Source organism: Allobosea sp. FBZP-16, from assembly GCF_002831785.1.
Taxonomy (GTDB): Bacteria; Pseudomonadota; Alphaproteobacteria; order Rhizobiales; family Beijerinckiaceae; genus Allobosea; species Allobosea lupini.
Map to the genome: position 1 here is coordinate 1 of NZ_LNCQ01000046.1, position 15,021 is coordinate 15,021.

11 protein-coding genes are annotated in these 15,021 nt (G+C 69.4%); 4 read left to right on the forward strand and 7 right to left on the reverse strand.

Annotated features, from left to right (window positions below):
• On the forward strand, positions 1-2,221 hold a 2,221-nt coding region (locus CXY91_RS23390; protein ID WP_199777544.1), incomplete at its 5' end, for a penicillin-binding transpeptidase domain-containing protein.
• Entirely contained in the window at positions 2,218-5,250 is a 3,033-nt protein-coding gene (locus CXY91_RS23395; RefSeq protein WP_100963818.1) for an MATE family efflux transporter, read from the forward strand. The genes CXY91_RS23390 and CXY91_RS23395, both read left to right, overlap by 4 nt.
• 166 nt (positions 5,251-5,416) lie before the next feature.
• Here the strand turns inward: CXY91_RS23395 and CXY91_RS23400 are convergent, their stop codons facing one another.
• From CXY91_RS23400 to CXY91_RS23420, 5 genes are all read right to left on the reverse strand, one after another.
• Positions 5,417-6,952 (reverse strand): flagellar basal body-associated FliL family protein, encoded by a 1,536-nt coding sequence (locus tag CXY91_RS23400; protein WP_158673560.1) that lies wholly within the window; start codon positions 6,950-6,952, stop codon positions 5,417-5,419.
• Between the two features lie 70 nt (positions 6,953-7,022).
• Positions 7,023-7,580: a hypothetical protein gene (locus CXY91_RS23405; protein ID WP_100963823.1), complete on the reverse strand. Its 558-nt coding sequence runs from the start codon at positions 7,578-7,580 to the stop codon at positions 7,023-7,025.
• Positions 7,577-9,133: a hypothetical protein gene (locus tag CXY91_RS30360; protein WP_158673561.1), complete on the reverse strand. Its 1,557-nt coding sequence runs from the start codon at positions 9,131-9,133 to the stop codon at positions 7,577-7,579. The genes CXY91_RS23405 and CXY91_RS30360 overlap by 4 nt, the downstream gene beginning before the upstream one ends.
• Before the next feature lie 183 nt (positions 9,134-9,316).
• Positions 9,317-10,270, reverse strand: a complete 954-nt coding sequence (locus CXY91_RS23415; protein ID WP_091834606.1) for a hypothetical protein — start codon at positions 10,268-10,270, stop codon at positions 9,317-9,319.
• Positions 10,271-10,319: 49 nt separating this feature from the next.
• Positions 10,320-10,955 carry an OmpA family protein gene (locus CXY91_RS23420; RefSeq protein WP_100963825.1) on the reverse strand — a complete coding sequence of 212 codons (636 nt, stop codon included), beginning with the start codon at positions 10,953-10,955 and terminating at the stop codon, positions 10,320-10,322.
• Positions 10,956-11,248: 293 nt separating this feature from the next.
• Between CXY91_RS23420 and CXY91_RS23425 the strand changes: the two genes are divergently transcribed.
• Positions 11,249-12,202 carry a hypothetical protein gene (locus tag CXY91_RS23425; protein WP_100963827.1) on the forward strand — a complete coding sequence of 318 codons (954 nt, stop codon included), beginning with the start codon at positions 11,249-11,251 and terminating at the stop codon, positions 12,200-12,202.
• A gap of 114 nt (positions 12,203-12,316) precedes the next feature.
• On the opposite strand, the gene CXY91_RS23430 is transcribed toward CXY91_RS23425, so the two are convergent.
• Together CXY91_RS23430 and cobD are read right to left on the reverse strand one after the other, a co-directional pair.
• Positions 12,317-13,288 carry a D-2-hydroxyacid dehydrogenase gene (locus tag CXY91_RS23430; RefSeq protein ID WP_100963829.1) on the reverse strand — a complete coding sequence of 324 codons (972 nt, stop codon included), beginning with the start codon at positions 13,286-13,288 and terminating at the stop codon, positions 12,317-12,319.
• Between the two features lie 105 nt (positions 13,289-13,393).
• A complete protein-coding gene (gene cobD, locus CXY91_RS23435; RefSeq protein WP_100963831.1) occupies positions 13,394-14,398 on the reverse strand; it encodes a threonine-phosphate decarboxylase CobD in 1,005 nt (334 codons plus the stop codon).
• Between cobD and CXY91_RS23440 the strand changes: the two genes are divergently transcribed.
• Positions 14,397-15,021: CobD/CbiB family cobalamin biosynthesis protein (locus CXY91_RS23440; RefSeq protein WP_199777545.1), on the forward strand; the 625-nt coding region annotated here is incomplete at its 3' end. The two genes, cobD and CXY91_RS23440, sit on opposite strands and share 2 nt — an antisense overlap.

A 15,021-nucleotide genomic window follows, 5' to 3' on the forward strand; every position in this document is an offset into this window, starting at 1 on the left:
CGACGGCACGCCGCTGGCGCTGCCGGTGGTGCCGGCCGGCTGCCGCCCGTCGAGCTGGACGGCGCGCGTCGCCCAGACCACCGACCTCGCCGCACCGCTCAACGTGATGCCGAACGCGGTGCCGCCGCCGCGCGATTTCGCCGATTTCGCCAAGCGCCGCGCCAACCAGCTCTCCGACTGGGCCCTGTTTGGCCCCTTGCGCGCGCCCGAGGACAGGCTCGTTCTCTCGACGCGACTGCCGGCCGGCAATCGCCGTATCACCGTCGACATGATCTTGGAGCCGGCGCGCATCGTCGTCGGCAATGAGCGCGTCAATCTCGACCCCAAGCGCGACGAGCAGACCGTGCGCCTCGCCGGCCTCGCGATCGCAGCCGAGCGCGTCTGCTCCGACAGCGACGAATTCGCGACCTGCGCCGAGGAGGCCCAGCAGGGCCTGCCGCATGGCTGGCGCTTCACCATCACCGGCGCCCGCCGCCGCGATGTCGAGATCGGCTTCGAGGGGCAGCCGGTCCGGGCGGTGCCGCCGCGCGCCCGCGAGATCCTCGGCGGGCCGGGCGTCCAGAGCGAGGACGGCAAGGTCAAGCTCTGGCGCTCCTCGCATATCGAGGCCGATTGCGAGCGGGCCAAGACCAAGCTGGTCTGCGAACTCGGCTGGCGCGGCGCGGTCACGCAGCGCCGCAGCGGCGCGGCCCGGGCGCTCTACTTTGCCGACGGCACGCCGGCGCTCGACAATAACGGCGTGCCGCTGCCGATCGTGGACGAGCTCGGGCTGACCGCGCTGATCGGCTATGGCGCCGGCGATGTCGGCTCGCTCTCGGCCGCGCTCGGCCGGGCCCGCACACGCGAGAACCTGACGCTCACCATCGAGCCGCGCCTGCAGAAGCTGGTGCAGGACGCCGTCTACGAGCACATGGGCGAGCGTCTCGGCCGTGGGAAGCGTCCGCGCAAGCCCGGCCCGCTGCCGGTCAATCTCGCCCCCGAGCAGGAGCCGCCGGATCAGGGCGACGGCCGCGCCGTCGTGCTGCTGATGGATGCCGGCGACGAGCCCGGTGCGCTGCTCGGCCTGGCGAGCTGGCCCGATTTCGTGCCCGGCATGCATAGCTGGGACATCCAGGCGCTATCGACCGGGCGCGACAGCGACTCGCCGCTCGCCGGCCATGGCTGGCGCGCCGGCGACGTCCACACCATGCCGGGCTCGACCTTCAAGCTGGTCACCGGCCTCGCCAGCATCCTCGGCATCCGCGAGCAGCCCCGTTTCGCAGACATGATCATGGGCCGGATGCCGCCGGGGCAGCAGGCGCAGGTCTTCGGCATCCCGGGCGGCGGCATCCTCAATGTCGACGGTGTCGCGATCGCCAATTATGGCGGCGCCGGCTTCAATGTCGGCATCCTCTCACCGGCGCAGAGCGGCTGCCCGGATGCCGGCCGCGGGGCGCAGATCGGTTTCTGCGAGGCGCTGATCAAGTCGTCGAACCTGTGGTTCGCCGGCATGGCGCTGACCATGGACGGGCGCAAGGTCGGCGGCCGGCCGACGACCGTGCCCGGGCGTACCGGCACGATCCTGGCGCAGATGACCGAGCATCTCTACCCGATCACCCAGCCGGGCACGCTGGCCCAGCCCGGCGTCGACCTGACCCGCGGCATCGTCCCGGGCGCGCAGCGGCTGACCGGCGAGGCGCTCGACCTCGCGGTCGAGGACAAGCGCAATGCAAGGCGCATCGACCTCGCCACCAACTCCTACGGCCAGGGCGTGCGCGCGACACCGATCGCCATGGCCTCGATCTACGGTTCGGTCGGCGCCCGCAAGGTCATCCTGCCGCGCGTGCTGAAGCCGGTCTCCGACGTCGCCGAGACGCCGATGCCGAACGAGGGCAAGCCGGTCATCCCCGGCATGGACCCGCGTCAGGCCGAGCCCTTCCTCGACGATGCGCAGCGCGGCCTGCATGGCGTCGTCAACTCGCCCGGCGGCACCGCCGCCGGCGTGATGGCCTCGCTGCCGCCCGATATCCGCAAGCGCATCTACGGCAAGACCGGTACCGCCGACACCACCGACGGCATGAACTCGGCCTGGTTCGCCGGCTGGATGGACAATGTCGCGGGGCGCAAGCGCGTCGCCTTCACCTGCCTGGTCTCGCATACGCGGGAAACCGGCGGACGCGCCTGCGGACGCCTGATGGCCGGCCTGCTCGGCAAGGTCGCCGCGCTCGGAGACAAGAAGTGAGCGAGACCACCGCGCTGCGCCAATTGATGGGGCGCTGGCTGACCTTGCGGCCGTTCCGCCTGCCGCGCATCCGCATCGGCGGTGCCGGCGGGGCCGTGACCGGCCTCGTCCTGCTGGCGCTCTGCCTCGCCGTGCTCGGCTTCTGGTGGCACAATACCACCCATCTGATCGAGAGCGCCCGCCCCGTGGTCAGCCTGGAGCGGCTCGATCTCGCCCTCGCCCGCGGCGAGACCGTGACGATCGGCCGGCGCGAATTGCTGCAGCCGCAGCGCTTCGATGCGGCAGAGGCGCGCCATGTCGCCCTCACCCGTCAGCCGGATGGGCGCGTCACCATCCGCAACGTCGCCAATACGCGCCGGCTCTGGCTCGACTATCTCAACGGCGCCGGCAGTTTCTCGGCGCGCTGGCGCTTCCAGCCGGGCGACCGCATCGCCGCCGGCGCGCTCGCCATCGCGGTCGACGAGGCCCGGCCCGGACGGCTGGCGCTGACCCTGACCGAAGCCGGCAAGCCAGCCCGCAAGCTCACCATCGACTCGACCGGACCGCTCTCGACGCTCCGGCTCGACGGCAACGCGCTCTCCGTCTGCCAGCCGCGCAGCGGCGCCGACCGCATCCGCGAGATCGTCACCGGCCTCATCGCCACCGACGAGCGCGGCGAGGACCGCATCGTCTCGCTCGGCGGCCGCCTGACCTGCTCGGTGCGCGAGGAAGCCCATGTCGGCGCCAGCGCACTGCCCTTCAAGGCGCTGACCATCGTCGCGCGCGGCGGCAGCTATTTCCTTGCCCCGGGCGAGGCCGTCGACGCGCCGCGCCCGCCGGTGCTGTTCGCGCGCGGCAACCAGCGCATCACCGACTTCACCGACATCGCCTGGGAGCTCGATCCCGACGGGCCCGCGCGGCTCAGCCACATGATCATCGGCCGCACCCGCTATGCCGTCGACATCGGCGAGGAAGCGAACGGGCGCCTGCCGCTGCGCCTGACACCGCTGAGCAAGACCCACCGCTTCGCCCCTGACGACGCCGAAGCCCTGCGCGCGACCGCGACGACCGACAGCGTCAGGCCGGTGGTGACGCCGCCGCGCCAGCCGATGTCGGCCGCCGAGCTCGGCAACCCGCTCTCATCGCTCAATGGCGTCGAGCGCATTGTGCGCCTGCTGCTGACCCTCGGCATTGCCGTGTTCGGCGTGCTCGCGGCGATGCACCACGCCACCCTGTTCCGGCGCAGCGCCATCCTGGTCCGGCTGGTCGGCGCGCTCGGCTCCACAGCCTTCATCGGGGCCGCAACCATGCTGGTGCTCGCGCCGGAACTGTCGCGGCTCGGGGGCGCCTCGATCTCCTATGAGGCGGCGGTGCACGCCACCATCCTCGCCTATGCGATCGCCTGCATCGCGATCATGGTCGGGCCGCGCTTCACCACGCCGCTGCGCGTGACCTGGCTCGGCCTCGTCATGCTCTGCTGCCTCGGCAGTCTGACGCTGCTGGCCCTCGGCCTCGACGCGGAGAAGACCGACTTCACCATCCATGCCGAGAAGAACAAGCTCCTGTTCTTCGACCTGATCCCGGTCGTTGCGGTGGTGATCGCCTTCCAGCCGCAGCGCTCGATCGCGGCGCTGCCGCGCTCCTTCTTCATGGGCGTCGGCTTCAAGGACCAGCTGCTGCGTGCCGTGCCCGCCATCCTGATCCTCGCCGCCTTCGTCGCCTGGGGCGTGCTCGGCACCGAGACCGGCGTCGCCGGCTTCCAGCCGGTCGAGCTCGGCAAGATCGCGCTCGTGCTGGTGCTGGCGCACATCTTCCTCGGTTTCTCGCGGATCGACTATTTCTACAACCAGCGCCACTACATCTCCTGGCTGACGGTCAGTCTCGCGACCGTGCTGGTCTTCATCCTGTTCCTGACCGCGGTGCCGTTCCTGAAGAGCGACTATTCGCCGGCGCTGATCATCATCATCACCACGGTCGTGCTCGCCTTCGCCTTCCTGCTGCCGAGCACGCTGAAGCGCCTGGTCGAGATCATGCGCGTCTTCCTGCGCCGGGCCGACGCGCCGCAGCGCAAGGTCCGCAGGCTCGGCTGGCCCCGCGGCGGCGTATTGGCGCTCGTCCTCGTGATCCTGCTCGGTATCAACGCCGCACTGATCTACGTCTTCCCGGGGCTCGTCACCTATGCGATCTCGGGCCAGTGGAGCCTGCCCAAGGAGCGGCTCGCCGCCATCGATACGCTCGAGAAGGCCCGCGGCGGGCTGTTCCGCGTCCCGGCCGAGCGGCTCCTGACCTGGTACGATCTCGACCACGCCACCAAGCGGACGCAGACCGCCGCGCAGGACCGCAGCCCGGACGTGATCCATCGCGATCTCGGCTTCCAGTTGCTGCAGTCCAAGGTCGCGCTCGCCGAGATGCCGTGCACGCTGGCCCGGCTCGATCTCGGCCTCGACAAGACGCCGGTCGAGGTGCGCCGTGCGCTCGACGAATTGCCGCCCTCGCCGGTCTCGCTCTGCGCCATGCTGCCCGGCGCCCGCGTCACGCCGATCGCCGAGCGCAAGGGCGAGGAGCAGGACGAAACCGTCAGCCGCTTCACCGTCAGCGACCTCGTCCGCCTGCCGGTGGTGCAGAACGATTTCATCGCCACCTTCCTGATGGTGCGCTTCGGCCTGCCGGCAGGGCTGGCGCTATTGGCGGCGCAGGTGATCACCGTCTTCGGCCTGCTGGCGCTGGCAGTCAGCCTGATGCGCGAGCGCGCCATGGGCTCGGCCCAGGAAGGCGCGAACAAGGGCATGGCGATCATCCTGGTCGGCATCGCCACGATCTTTTCGCTGCATTGGAGCATTTCCTGGGGCAACGCGCTCGGCCTCCTGCCAGTGATGGGTCAGCCGATGACCTTCATCGCCGCGGCGACCTCGCATCACATGCTGATGGCGCTGCCCTCGATCGCGATCGCGCTGATCGCCGGCCGCCTCGCCGCGATCCGCCAGCTCTCGCCGACCAGCGACCCGCCGCCCTGGGGCCTGTGGCGCGGGCTGACGCGTGCGGGGCTGTAGCGGGGTCAGCTCGCCGTCATTCTCGGGCGAAGCCCTCGGGTCCGACTTCGGCCGGCCCAAGGATAAACTCCGCAGAGCCGAGAACCCGGCGACGAGCAAGCGCCGACCGGAGCCTCATCCGGACTGAGAGGCGCAGGTCAAGCCCGAGCATGACGGCGCCGCCGGCTCAGCGCCGCGTGATCTGGATCGAGAGGGCCCTGGGCTCTTCGACCTGGATCACCGGGAAAGCGGTGATGCCGCCGCGGATCGCATTGGGATTGAAGACCACGCGGGTAGGCGTCGACTTGGAGGCAACGACGGCCGGGCCTGTCCCGTTCTGGAACTTCGCCTTGGCCGGCGCGACCGGATCGAGCGCCAGCCCGCAAATGTCCTGGCCTTCGATCGCAACGCTCGCCACCTCGCCGATATCGACCGATGCCTCGCTATAGCGCGGGCGGATCTCGTAGATCTGAGCCTCACAGGTGCTGCCGGCAGGTGCGGACAAGGTCACCAGCCGCGCCAGAGCGGAGCCAGACATCGCGACAGGCCCACTTTGGGCGCTGGCACTCTGCTGGCTCAGCGAAGGCGCTGTCTGCTGCCCCAGAGAGGGTGCGGTCGCGCCTTGCTGCCCGCCGATCTGCTGACCAGAAGTCGGCTGCGTCGCTCCACTGGTCCCGGGTTGGGTCAGCGTCGGTGGAGCCTGATAAGGATCCTCGGCCGAGCCACCACGGGTCAGATACCAGCCCGCCCCCGCTGCACCAGCGACGAGCACCAGGCCCGCAGCGGCGATCAAGGGCAGGCGCGACGAAGAGCCGGTCGATGCCGGCTTGTCGCCCAGGACCTGGCGACGTGAGCGCGGGGCCTGGGGGCTCTTCAGCACGTCGGCGATGGAGGGTTCATCCCCGGCAGGACGCGGCTGGACGAGGGTCTGCTGCGGCTGCGCAGCGGCTGTTTGCGCAGGCTGCGGCTGAGCGGGTTGCTCGGCGCTCCTGGATTCGAACGGTCTCAGGGCCATCGAAGACGATCCCGGTGCTGCCGGCCGATCCGGTGCGGACGCCACGGCCTGCGGTTCGAAAGCACCGCTGCGCAGGAAGAGGTCGATCGGCGCAGCGATGTCCGCGAGAGACGAGACCACCACGATATGATGCGGCTGGCCACCGAGAATCTTGCCGAGGATCGCGACGGCGCGCTCGGCCTCCTCGCCGCGCGGCACCAAGGCCAGCACCGGGGTGGCGCCATGCTCGGCATCGGCGAAGAGATGGCGGCAGCGGTCGATCTTGGTGGTGAGGTGGTATTCCTGCTGGGTGACGCGCGCCTCGCTCGCCGTATCGGCGACCGAGAGGTCGATCGCGCCAGTGCCCCAGATCACGAGCTTGGCCTCGGAGGCCTTGTGCGTCACCGCCTCGCCATGGGTGAGCGCGCAATGAGCGGCGAGCGTCGGCACCATCCAGCTCTTGCCCTGGTCGATCGAGCCGGAGGCGGCGAGACGATAGCTGCCGCCATCGGGCAGGCCGAGGATCTGGCGCAAGGGTTCGCCGGGGCGCAGCAGGTTGCTGTACTGCGTGCTCCAGGGCTCGCAGACCTCGGAGCTCTCGGTCGCCAGCACGACGCGCGAAACCGGCACGCGGGCCGACCAGGCGAGCTTCTTCAGGATGATCGGCTGGTCGGTCGTCGGCACGACGACGAAGACGCCGGAGCGCCTGGCGTTCTGATCTCCGGCCATCATCTCTCCCGCAGGCCCTGCCGTCCCTTCATGCCGGGTAAAAGCGCTGCTTTCGGCAGCGCTCCCGGCGTTACAGCAGATAAACGCCCGCGAGCGGGTTGGCGAGCATCAATCGCAGCAGGTCACGCTCGGCGTCCTGCCGCGGCAGGTCGATGACGATGTGCTTGTCGACCGGCGCCGGCAGCGGCAGGCGGACCACGCCCTCGATCGAGACGACCTCGATCATGCTCGGGGCCGGATCTGTCTCCGACAGGCACTGGATGACCAGGGCCGGCGGCGCATCGTCCTCCTCGATCACATCGAGCTCGAACGAGCCGATGCGGCGGTGGGTCGCGCTGCTGTCATAGGCCGCGGCGGCGAGTTCGCTACGCGCCACGGCCTGGAAGGAGAGCAAGCGGCGATAGAGCCGTGCCGCCTCCGGATCGGTGCGGATAGCACGCTCTGCGGCGAAGTTGACGGGCTCGCCGCGGACGCGGCGGGCATGCGCCCAAAGATCGGCGCGGCTGATGCTCGCGGCGACGGCCTCTTCCGGCTCGGTGCTCGCAAGCGCCGCCAGAACCAGCCTGGCCGTAGCGCGGCCGGCGCGGAGGTCGTCTTCGAGCGGACCCTGGTTAGCGAAGTCTGTCATGGCCGTTTCGATCGCCCTTGATAGCGCTGCGAGAAGACGTCGGTGAACCGCGCCTCGTCGCTGGCGGCCTGGGCGACCAGGTCCGTCGTTTCTCCGAAGCGCTTCTGTTGCCTGTTGATCCGGTGCAGGGCTGCTGCGACCGTTCTCAGTGCTCCCCCATGCCTTGCGAAGGTCAGCGCCAGTTTCGCATCGTCGATCCGGAAGCTCGCACGATCATGGCGCCAGCGCCGCAGCAGCTTCTGCCCCTCGGCCGTCGCCGCCGCACTTTCCGGCCCCTCGATCGCCTCGAGCGCATTGCCGATCAGCAACAGTTCGTCGAGCCGCCGGCCCAGAGCGGCAAGACTCGCGGCGATGCCGGCATAGTCGAACGGCTCCGGGCTCTGGTCGACCTGGCCGCGATTGGAGCCGGCGATACGGCGGCTGGCCTCGACCAGCCGGTTCTCCCAGGGCGCGACGGCGCGCGAGCGCGCCAGCGTCAGCGGCTGCTCGTGGGCGAGCGGCAGGATGGCGAGCGCCCGGCCGATGGCCTCGCGCTCCTCCTTGTTGAGGAATTTCGGCTCGGCCGGCAGGCGCATTAGCGCGGCGTACACGCGCTCGCGCACCACGCCGTCCTCGTCCTCCTCGTCCGGCTCCTCGTCTTCGTCCGGTTCGTCGACCTCGAGCTCGCCGAGGATCGCCTGATGATCGAGCCAGGCGATCAGTGCCTCCTCCGGATTCTCCGAAGGCTGGCGCGCCATCAGCGTTTCCATCGAAGCCGGCGCCATGAAGTCGCGGCGGCCGACGCTGGAGCGCTCCTCGCGGATCAGGGCGCTGAAACGCTCGGCGAAGCGGGCGAAGCTCCAGGTCTCGCCATGCAGCAACGCGAAGCTCCAGAGTGCGATCAGATCGTCCGGATCGAATTCGCGCTGGCGCTCACGCCGGCCGGATGCGTTGAGGAAGGCCTCGCGCTGGCGGATCAGGTCGGCGAAGGCGAGCAGCGGCAGATGGCGCCGGCGCCAGGCCCGCATGAAACGGGCCGGCTCCTGCACCGCACGCTTCATGCCGTCCTCGTCGAAGGAGGACAGGGCGAAGACCGCGTCGAGCGCGGTGCGCAAGGCGACCAGCCCGCCTTCCGAGCGTTCATCCGCTTCGGCCGCGAAGAGGAAGTCGGCAAGGCCGAGCGCGCGCCTGATCCGGCTCCAGGAGAAGGAGCGGGTCTTCGCCTCGCCCTTGTCGCCATAGGAGAGCACGATCTCGGCTGCGGAGGCCTCGATGGTCGCCGCGGCGAAGCTCACGCGCACCGGCCCGTCCTGGCGCAGCGGCCGCAACAGGATGCCGCTCTCGTCGAGCATGCAGCCGATGGCGGCGTCGCGGGCGGGCATGCGCGGATTTGCGGTCAGCGCTCCCAGCGAGAACAAGACCTGCAGCATGTCCCAGAGGGGCAGATCGGCATTCTCCGAACCGCCACCCGTGATCGCGAGAACGAACTTCTCCGTGTCCCGGGCGGAAAACCGCCGCGAAGACGCGATCGTGCTGATCTCCGCGACCCTTGCAGGGTCAATACCCCAATCCATGTGTCAAATATCCGCATCGACCACCGGCTCGGTTGCGGCAAACGGACCCCCCTGCCCCGCTCGCGCCCAGCCGGCACATATTGCTGCCATAATTAAAGTAACAAGCCGCCCGGTCCATGTCGACCGGGCGGCTTTTTCGTAAGGGAAGGCCGGGATTCATGGTTACCCGGCCACCCAATCCGATCAGCGGGTGGCGACCTTGCTGACAACCAGGCGGTTGCCGGAGAAGGTGACCTGACCGTTCAGACCGACCAGCTCCAGCATCAGGCGGAAATTACGGGTCAGGCGAGCGGAGTCGGCGGACGTGGTGTAGAAGAAGTCGGCCGAGGTCGACGTCATCTGCGTGGCGCGATGGGCGCGGTAGCAACCCCAGCGAACGAACTCGCTCTCGACCCGGTCGACCTCCGTGGCGGTGAAGTCGCGCAGCTGGATCACGAAGTCGGTCGGAAGGCTGTTGCAGCCGTCGCCGCCAGCAGCGACCGGAGCCGCACCACCTGCACCGGCGCCACCGCCGAGGACGATACCGTCCTTGCCGACAGCGGCCGCACCACCGCTCGGGCGGGCAAAGCCCTCGAGCTTCTGGGCGATCGCCGCGCCGAGATCGGCGGCGAGGAGGCGCGAGTGGGTGCCGACGGTCTCGAGCAGGCACTCGGCGCTGCAGGGGTTCGGCAAGGCGGGCAGCTGGAAGCCGCCGACCTCGAAGGCCGCGATGAACTGGCCGGAGCGGACATTGAGCACGCGGCCGGCGATGCGGATCTCGGGGAAGCGGATGTCGGCAGCGACGGCGCGGCGGGCCGAGGCGTAGATCTGGTAGACGACCATGGCGTCGACCGGGGTCGAGACAGCGCGGGCGATCTCGATCAGCTCGGCGTCGCGGCGGCGGACCCGGGCGGTCTGGGTGATGCCCAGCGCCAGGCTGGTCTCGTCATAGACCTGGAAGCCACGGGTGTTGAGATACTCCGAAAGCTGGAGCTGCACCCGATTGAAGATGCGGTTGTTGCGCGGAACCGTATCCGGATCGGCGTCGTCCGACATCACCAGGAGGTTGATGCGGGAATTCGGCGATTGGGCGCTGGCGACGACGCTGAAGGACATCAGCAGCGCGAGACCGAGCATGAGGCGCTTGAACAAAGCCATGACGATGCCCCCTGAGGCAAATGGTTGTTTCGGGAAGACGGTAGAGAACTCAGCCGGTGATGGCGATGACTTCAACGCGGCGATTGACGGGTGAATAGGGACTGCGCGGATTGCGCAGCATATCAGGACCGAAGCCGTGGGCGACGAGGCGGCCAGGGCCGATCTCGCCGTAAGAGACCAGCCAGTCACGGACCGCGGCAGCCCGCTCCTGCGAGAGCTCGACATTGTAGTCGTAGCCGCCTTCGGCGCTGGTGTGGCCGGCGATCAGGAAGCGCTGATCGAGCAGGATCGGATCGCGCAGCGCCAGGGCAAGCCGCATCAGCGTGGCTTCTGCGCCCCGGCGCAGCGTCGCCGAGTCGTTGTCAAAGAAGACAGTGACTTCGACGCGGCGGGTCAGGTCGATCACGACATCCGAACCGTAACCGCGCGGATGGACCCGGCGGGGCACCGGCGCGACGCGGCGCACCACGACCCTGCCGCCACCACTTGCGCCACCACCTGAGCGACCCGGCACGCGATCATGCGGCGCCAGCGAGCGCAGGATATTGGTCGCACCCTGGTCGGTCTGTGCCAGCGCAGGAAGAGCGCTCAGCAGCGGCAGCGAAAGGACGAATCCACCGAGCGCCCGGCGGGACATCATCTGGGGAAGCTCGCCGTTGTCCTTGCGCTCATCTGCGTTCTTCATAGCCAGATCCCCTGTTTACCCTCTCTTCGCATAGTCCTGTAGCCTCGACAATGCGACGGCCGGCTCGGGTGAAGGCGGGTCGTAGCAGTGGCGTTGCCCGAGCTTTGCCACGGTTTGCCTGATTTTCGCGGCAGACCGCATTTTTTCCTGAACAGCGAGTGAATGAGCGCCCTCTCACGCGCGCACGTTCAAATTCCCGCACAGGGTTCCCCGGGCATCTGCGAAACCGGCTCAGGGATCGCCAAGGGTCTGGCAACGTGCCCAGCGCACACCCGTTCATGAGGAGACCCGCCATGGGCTTCCAGCTCGACCAGACCGCCCGCCTGCGCACCAGCCGCCTGCGCCTCGCCGTCGCCGCCCTCGCCGTCATCGTCTCGGCCGGCGCCGGTTTCGCGCAGGCCGAAGGCGGCAACTCGGATGCACCCAAAGTCGCCGAGCGGCCGCAGTCGCTGAAGCTGGAATTCTCCTCGCGCACCGTCTCGCTCGGCGTCGCCCAGTCGGCCCGCGAGATCATGACGACGCGCCAGATCGCCTTCGCACCCGGCAGCTGGGAGGTTTCCTCCGATGCCCGCCGCGCCATCACCCAGCTGCGCGACATCTTCCGTGGCAATGCCCCCAAGGGCGCACCCTTCGCCATCCTGGTCTCGGGCGGCGACGAGGTCGTCAATTATCGCCGGGCCCGTGCGCTCCGCACCCAGCTGATCGAGATGCAGCTCGAGGATGCCGGCAAGGTGGTGATCGCCGCCCGCGCCACCGGCGAAGGCCAGGCCACCGACGACGGCAAGGCACGCGTCGATCTCGTCCCGCTCGACCCGGCCCGCTGCGGCGGCTGCGGCGATGCTCCCTTCCGCACGCTCGTCCTCGACACCGGCGTCCAGAAGCTGGTGCGCGCCAGCGCCGAGGACGCGGTCGTTCCGGCCTCGCAGGTCGCCGGCAAGGACGGCAAGGACACCGACGTCACCGCGGCGCCGCTGCCGCCGGTGCGCCAGCAGGCGACCGAGAAGACTGTCGAACGCGCCCAGGCTCCGCGCCCCGCCCCGAAACTGGCGACCGCGCGGGAGGCGGAACCGCGCTATGACGGCCGCACCGTCATGGTCGAGCCCGATGATTACGGGCAGCAGCGCCGCCGCATCAGCCGCAGCACCAACCGCGGCTGCGCCATGCCGGACATCATCATCGACGACTACTATCCGGGTGGCCCGCTGGTCGGCTGCGACGGCAGCTACGGCCCGCGCCCGCGCTGGTGAGTTCGGACCGGATCAAAGCCTCCCGGGCGAGCGCAGAGCCGCCGGGGAGGCTTTGCCTTTATGACTCCGCGCAACAGTGGCGCCGCAAACGCTGCGGACTCGTATCGGCGCTGTTCAGACGATCTGGTTGAGCAGCGCGGCCTCGCCGCGCTCCAGTCGGCCGAGATTGTCCAAGAGGATATCGACGACATTGCTCTCATAGGCGCGGGTCTCGCCGGCGCTGTGCGGCGTCAGCAGCACCTGCGGCATCGCCCAGAGCGGCGAGCTTGCCGGCAGAGGCTCCTCGTACACGCAGTCGATGCCGGCGCCCGCGATACGGCCCGCTTCGAGCGCGGCGATCAGCGCAGGCTCGTCGACGACACGCCCCCGCGCGACATTGATCAGATAGGCCGAGGGCTTCATCGCCGCGAGCGCGGCGGCATCGATCAGCCCTTCCGTCTCCTGCGTCAGCGGGCAGGTCAAGGCGACGAAATCAGCCTGCGCGAGCGCGGCGTGCAGCTCCGCCGGCGGCACGATCGCCTCGACATTCGGCTCCGAGCCCGGCCGGCGGCGCACGCCGATCACGCGCATGCCGAAGGCGGAAGCGATTGCGGCGAGCCGCAGGCCGATACGGCCGAGACCGACGATGACCAGGGTCCGGCCGCCAAGCTCGTCCTCGCGGCGGGAGCGATCGCCGATCATCGGCCGCCAATTGGCCTTTGCCTGGTTGTCGCGGGCGAGATGGAGCTGGCGCGCCAGCGCCAGGATCAGCGAGATCGCATGTTCGGCGACGGCGCGCTCATTAGCGCCCTGGGCGCTGGCGAGGCGAACACCCGCCGCCGCCAGCTTCGGCTTGTCGAACTGGTCGGTGCCGGCGCTGATCGACTGGATGAAGCGCAGCTTGCCTAATCCGTCCAGGATCTCGTTGCGCCAGAGGCCGGAAACGACGAGGACATCGGCCTCCGCTGCCCGAGCCTTGAGATCGTCGACGGTTCGGACCTCGAAGCTCGCCGCCGCGCCGTTACGCGCCAGATATTCGTCGCGCAGCTGATAGGCCGCATGGGCGAAGCCGATGGTGAGGGCGGACTGCTTCGGCCAGGGCTGCATGCGACTTGTCTCCGGATCGCTGGAATCACCTGACGATAGCGACGATACGCAGCTTCGTCCCATTCGCACCCGCATGCGCCGGCTGCGATGACCGCGCAGCGAGGCTCAGGCCGACTTGAGGGCCTGCGCCAACCGGGTCCAGCCCGCCTCGTCGCCCGGCAGGCCGAAGCGCAGGCGGCAAGGATCGTGCTGAAACCGGCGGACATAGATGCCGGCGCGGCCGAGCCTCTCGAACAGGGATCGCGCCTGCGGCGTCTCGATCAGGCGATAAAGCACGGTGCCGCCGACGACCCGGCCCTGTCCGGCAAGGATAGCGTCGAGGCGCTTGCTGTCGGCGGCGCGCGCTTCGCCGGCCGCGGACAGCCACTGCGCATCGCCGAGCGCGACGGCTCCGACATGCAGCGCCGGCCCGGCCACCGCCCAGGGGCCGAGCATGGCCTGAAGGGCGTCGGTGAAGCGCTCTTCGCCAACGGCGAAGCCGAGTCTCAAACCGGCAAGCCCATAGGCCTTGCCGAAGGAGCGCAGAACGAGAGCCCCCTCCGGCAGGATCGGCAGCAGGCTCGTCTCAGGCGCGAAATCGGCAAAGGCCTCGTCGACCACCAGCAGGCCTCCTCGCGCGCCAAGCAATCCGGCCAGCGCGACCAGCGTCACCTGCGCGACGACGCGCCCGTCCGGATTGTTCGGATTGACCAGCACGACGACATTGGCGTCACCGATCTCCGCGAGGTCCGCGATTTCGCGCACAATCGCGCCCGCCTTGCGCCAGGCCGGCGCGTGCTCGCCATAGGTCGGGCCGAGCACGGCGACATTCGCTGCCGGTATGAGACGCGGCAGCAACTCGATCAGGATCTGCGTGCCGGGCGCGGCGACGAGGCCGCTTTGCGGACGAATCCGGTAGGCCTTGCGGGCCGCCGCCAGCAGCGCGGCCTCGTCCGACTTGCCGGGCAGGCGCTGCCACAGGCTTAACGGCAGCTCCGGAAGCGGATAGGGGATCGGGTTGATACCGGTCGAGAGATCGATCCAGGGTTCTGGCGCCTGCGGAAACAGCGCCTTGGCCGTGGCGAGATCGCCGCCATGCCAGATCGCTTCCTTCGTCTCCACGGCCGCCATGTCGCTCTCCGCCAGCTTGCCGCTCCTCCTCGCCGCCCTCCTGACCGAGGCGGCGATCGGCTATCCGGCGCGCCTGTTCGCATGGATCGGCCATCCCGTCACCTGGATCGGCGCGCTGATCGGCGCGCTGGATCGCAGCCTCAATCGCGAGAGCATGAGTTTCGCGATGCGGCGTCTGGCCGGTGTGGCCGCGCTCCTGATCCTGCTGGGTGTGACACTTGCCGCCTCGCTGGCCCTCTTCGCGCTCTGCCGCCTCGCCGGGCCGCTCGCTTTGCTGCCGCTGGCATTGCTGGCTTCCAGCCTGCTGGCGCAGCGAAGCCTGCACGAGCATGTCGCCCGCGTCGCCCAAGGATTGGAGCAAGGCGGCCTCACCGGGGGGCGCAAGGCGGTCGCGATGATCGTCGGCCGCGATCCGGAGAGCCTCGACGAGGCCGGCGTCGCGCGCGCCGCGATCGAGAGCCTCTCCGAGAATTTTTCCGACGGGATCGTCGCGCCGGCCTTCTGGCTCGGCCTCGGCGGCCTGCCTGGTGGAGTGTTCTACAAAGCGATCAACACCGCCGATTCGATGATCGGCCACAAATCGCCGCGACATCTTGCCTTCGGCTGGGCTGCCGCCCGGCTGG